Source organism: Pseudonocardia sp. (genome assembly GCF_025965585.1).
Taxonomy (GTDB): domain Bacteria; phylum Actinomycetota; class Actinomycetes; order Mycobacteriales; family Pseudonocardiaceae; genus Pseudonocardia.
Map to the genome: position 1 here is coordinate 1 of NZ_JAOPWR010000336.1, position 3,907 is coordinate 3,907.

Genomic DNA, 3,907 nt, shown 5'->3' on the forward strand with positions numbered 1-3,907 from the left:
CGCCGGGTCGCGGGCCGGGCGGCTCGCCTGGTCGGCCAAGCGGGAGGCCGCCCGTCCGGGTGCCCGATGGCGACCGATCGGGCCTCGATTCCGTCGGGGGTCGGTGGGAGGCTCTGGCCCTGCCCCGAGGAGGCCCCATGTCCCACCGCGACACACCCTGGCCCGCCGGCACGCCATGCTGGGTCGACATCGCCGTGCCCGATCTCCCGGCCGCCACCGCGTTCTACGGCGCCGTACTCGGGTGGACGTTCGTCGACTCCGGAGAGGAGTTCGGCCACTACAACATCGCCCAGGTCGACGGCCGTGCCGCGGCCGCGATCGGGCCGATCATGCAGGAGGGCACGCCCACCGTCTGGACGGTCTACCTGGCCAGCGAGGACGCCGACGCCACCGCCAAGCTGATCACCGAGAACGGCGGCACCCTGCTGTTCCCGCCGATGGAGATCCCCGGCAGCGGGCGCATGTCCGTGGCGCTGGACCCCGACGGCGGTGCCTTCGGCGTCTGGCAGGCCCTCGGGATGAACGGCTTCGGCGTCGCCAACGAGCCGGGCTCGGTCACATGGACCGATGCCCGTCTCACCGATGTGGACGCCGGCAAGGAGTTCTACTCGGCGGTGTTCGGCTACACCTACCAGCCGGTCCCCGGCGCCCCGGACGACTATGGCACCGTCCACGCTGGCGGCGACCCGGTCGGCGGGATGGGCGGCATGATGGGCGGCCCCTCCGGGGCGCCCGCCCACTGGCTCACCTACTTCGCGGTGGCCGACGCCGATGCCGCGGTCGCCGCGGCGCAGCAGGGCGGTGGCAGCGTCGTCATGCCGCTGGAGGACACGCCGTTCGGCCGCGTGGGCGTGCTCACCGATCCCTTCGGTGCCACCTTCGCCGTCGTCCAGCTGCCGGCCGAGGCGTAGCGCATCGAGGGTTGTTCACCGCAGGGTCGCCCACGGGCGGCGGACCGACCTACCCTCAGACGATGGACGGATCCGACCGCCCGGCCGAGCCCTGCGCGGTGCTGCACTGCGAGCGCGCCCCCGTGCAACCCGTGACGCTCGCGGTGGGAGCCTCGGACGCGGAGGTCTGCGCCGAGCACCACGCGGCGATGGCCGACGGCCTGTGGGTGCACGACCCGTCCCGCGGCGGGATCGTGCTCGCCGCCGACCTTGACGCGCTGCTGCTCGTCGATCGCGCGGCGATGCAGGTCGGCCGGTCCTACAGCCCGGCGCTGGGCCCGTTCTCGTCGCTGACGATCGACGGCCGCTCCCTCGGGTCCGGCGAGCCGCACACCGTCGAGATCGTGCTCACCGAGGTGGTCGTCCGCCAGCTGTCGAAGCTCGTGTGGATGTTCAACCGCACCCGCTGACCCGCGTCAGCTCCGCGATCCGCGCGGCCACGTCGGGGTGGCGGGCGCTCAGGTGGGCGCGGTCGCCCAGCCGGAACCCCGTCCAGTCGAACGGCGGCGCGGTGGTGGTGCCCACCAGCGTCCACGGGCCGTCCGGGCTCGATCCCTGCCAGGCTCCGGCCGGCACCACGACCTGAGGGCGCTGGCCGGCGGCGAGGTCGGGGCCGAGTACCGGCGCCTGCGCGCGTCCGTCGGTGTGCAGCAGGAGCAGGCGCAGCGGCGCGCCCGCGTACCAGTGGTAGGTCTCGGCGGCCGTGAGCGCGTGCATGGCGGAGAAGTCGGGGGCGAGCAGCAGGTAGTAGATGGCCGACGAGTGCGCGTCGAGGTGGGTGCGGCGGAACAGCCCGCCCTCGTCCGGGAGCGGTTCGAGACCGAGGAGCGCGGCGACCCGCTCCCCCTCCTCGCGCGGGCTCACCACGAGGGGGCCACCGCCATTCCCCCGTCCACGACGAGGTCGTGGCCGGTGATCCAGCGCGCCATCGGCGACGCCAGGAACACGCAGGCGTCACCGACGTCGGACGGCTCCCCCAGCCTCCCCAGCGGTGCGCTCCGCCGCCACGCGTCGACGCCGTCGGGCCACGCCTCGTCCAGGCCGTCACGGTGGACCAGGCCGGGCGAGACACTGTTGACGCGGATGCCCGCGGGTCCGTACTCCAGCGCGGCGCTGCGCGCGAGCATGAGCACCCCGGCCTTGGACGCCGCGTAGTGCGCGTGGCCCCGGGCCGACCTGCGGCCCTCGATCGACGCGACGAGCGTGATCGACCCGCCGGCCATCACCTCCGCCGCGGCCTGCACCGTCGCGAACGTTCCGGTCAGGTTCGTGTCCACCACCGCGCGCCACTCCTCGACGCCCATCCCGGCGAGGGCGGCGACCGGCTGCACGCCGGCGGCCGCGACCACCGTGTCGAGCCGCCCGAACCACTTCACGGCCACGCCCGCCAGCGCGGCGCACTGGTCGGGGTCGGTGACGTCCGCGCGAGCGGCGACGGCCCGTCCCCCGTCCGCGACGATGCCGGCGACCACGGCCTCGGCCCGTTCCGCGCTGGTCAGGTGGTGCACGACGACTGCCGCGCCGGCGGCGGCGAACCGCCCGGCGATTCCCGCCCCGATACCGCCACCCGCACCGGTCACGAGCGCGACGGTGCCGGTGAGGTCGGGGAGGCCGGGGTCCACGCCGCCGAGTCTCCCTGACACCGGTGCCGCGTCGCGCTGCGGCTCAGCGCGCCCCGGACGCCGGCTGCACGGCGGCGAGGGCGTCGTGTCCGTGGATCCAGCCGAGGAGCTCCGCCAGCCCGGTGAGGTCGTGGTCGCGCGCGTCGGCGGCGGGTCCGTCGGGCAGGTGCAGCAGCGGCGAGGTGTCCCAGGAGCTGCGCTGCACCTGCCGGGTGCGCGTCCGGCGGAGCCGCTCGTAGCGCGGGAGCGCCTCGTCGAGCGGGGCACTGGTCAGGCAGGCCGCGAGCGTGACGGCGTCCTCGATCGTCTGATTCGCGCCCTGGCCGTGGTGCGGCAGCATCGCGTGGGCGGCGTCGCCGAGCAGCGTGACGCGCCCGCGGCTCCACCGCGCGAGCGGCGGCAGCGCGAAGAGCCCCCACCGGTCGCTCTGGGGCACTGCGGCCACCATCTCGCGCACGGCCGGATGCCATCCGGCGAACGCGTCGGCCAGCTCGCCCGGCGCGGCGAGCGCGGTGCCGGTCGGGGCCGTCCAGGCGGCGGGCCCCTCCAGCACCGCGAGGAAGTTGACCGTGCGGCCGCCCTCGATCGCGTAGTGCAGCAGGTGCGCGTCGGGCCCCACCCAGAACTGGATGGCGAGCGGATCGGGCAGCGACGGCAGCGCGGAGACGGGGACGAGGCCGCGCAACCCGCTCGTGCCGGTGTAGACGGGCGCCGCGTCGGGGTCGACCCACCGGCGGACGGCGGACCACACCCCGTCGGCGCCGACGACGACGTCGGCCTCGGTGGCGCTGCCGTCGGCGAACCGCAGCCGGACGGCACCCTGGCCGTCGTCGATGCCGGTGACGGTGCGCCCGAGCCGGAGCAGTGCCGGGTCGAAGGCGTCGGCGAGGATGCGCTGCAGGTCGGCGCGGTGGATGCCGAGGAAGGGCGCGCCGAACCGCTGCTCGTACCAGCCGCCGTCCCCGACGGGGAAGCCCGCGATCCGGCGGCCCTCCCGCCATCCGCGGTAGATCAGCTCCGTGGGCTCCACGGACGCCGCGCGCAGCGCCGGGCCCAGCCCGAGGTCGTCGAGCAACCGGACGGCGTTGGCGGCCAACGCGACGGCCGCCCCGACCTCCCCCAGCTCGACCGCGCGCTCGTGGACCTCGACCTGAACCCCGCCGGCCCTGCTCAGGGCGATGGCGAGCGTCAGGCCACCGATCCCTCCACCCACGACGGCCACCCTGAGCGTCACGACAACGATGCTGCCACGGCAGCAGCCGCGCCGCGCTCCGCCTGTTCCGGACTGCGGAAGGGCCCTGCGTGGTCACCCCGATGACGGACGGCCCGGGGCAC

General features: G+C 75.5%; 5 protein-coding genes. 2 read left to right on the plus strand and 3 right to left on the minus strand.

Going from position 1 to position 3,907, the window contains the following annotated elements; genetic code table 11:
- Window positions 1–137: 137 nt before the first annotated feature.
- Window positions 138–911: a VOC family protein gene (locus JWR81_RS20630; RefSeq protein WP_297655344.1), complete on the plus strand. Its 774-nt coding sequence runs from the start codon at window positions 138–140 to the stop codon at window positions 909–911.
- A gap of 62 nt (window positions 912–973) precedes the next feature.
- Window positions 974–1,360, plus strand: coding sequence for a hypothetical protein (locus JWR81_RS20635; protein WP_297655347.1), 387 nt, complete (start codon window positions 974–976; stop codon window positions 1,358–1,360).
- Here JWR81_RS20635 and JWR81_RS20640 read toward each other — a convergent pair.
- From JWR81_RS20640 to JWR81_RS20650, 3 genes are read right to left on the minus strand one after another with little or no spacing between them, the layout of a single operon-like run.
- A complete protein-coding gene (locus JWR81_RS20640) occupies window positions 1,344–1,817 on the minus strand; it encodes a cupin domain-containing protein (protein WP_297655350.1) in 474 nt (157 codons plus the stop codon). The genes JWR81_RS20635 and JWR81_RS20640 overlap by 17 nt on opposite strands.
- On the minus strand, window positions 1,811–2,572 hold the full coding sequence (locus tag JWR81_RS20645; protein WP_297655353.1) for an SDR family NAD(P)-dependent oxidoreductase: 762 nt from the start codon (window positions 2,570–2,572) through the stop codon (window positions 1,811–1,813). The genes JWR81_RS20640 and JWR81_RS20645 overlap by 7 nt, the downstream gene beginning before the upstream one ends.
- Window positions 2,573–2,615: 43 nt before the next feature.
- Window positions 2,616–3,806, minus strand: coding sequence for an FAD-dependent monooxygenase (locus JWR81_RS20650; protein WP_297655356.1), 1,191 nt, complete (start codon window positions 3,804–3,806; stop codon window positions 2,616–2,618).
- Window positions 3,807–3,907 lie beyond the last annotated feature (101 nt).

What these genes read in the sequence shown, in the direction of transcription:
- JWR81_RS20630 (WP_297655344.1), top strand. Translation starts at nt 138, where the DNA reads ATGTCCCACCGCGACACACCCTGGCCCGCCGGCACGCCATGCTGGGTC.
- JWR81_RS20635 (WP_297655347.1), top strand. Translation starts at nt 974, where the DNA reads ATGGACGGATCCGACCGCCCGGCCGAGCCCTGCGCGGTGCTGCACTGC.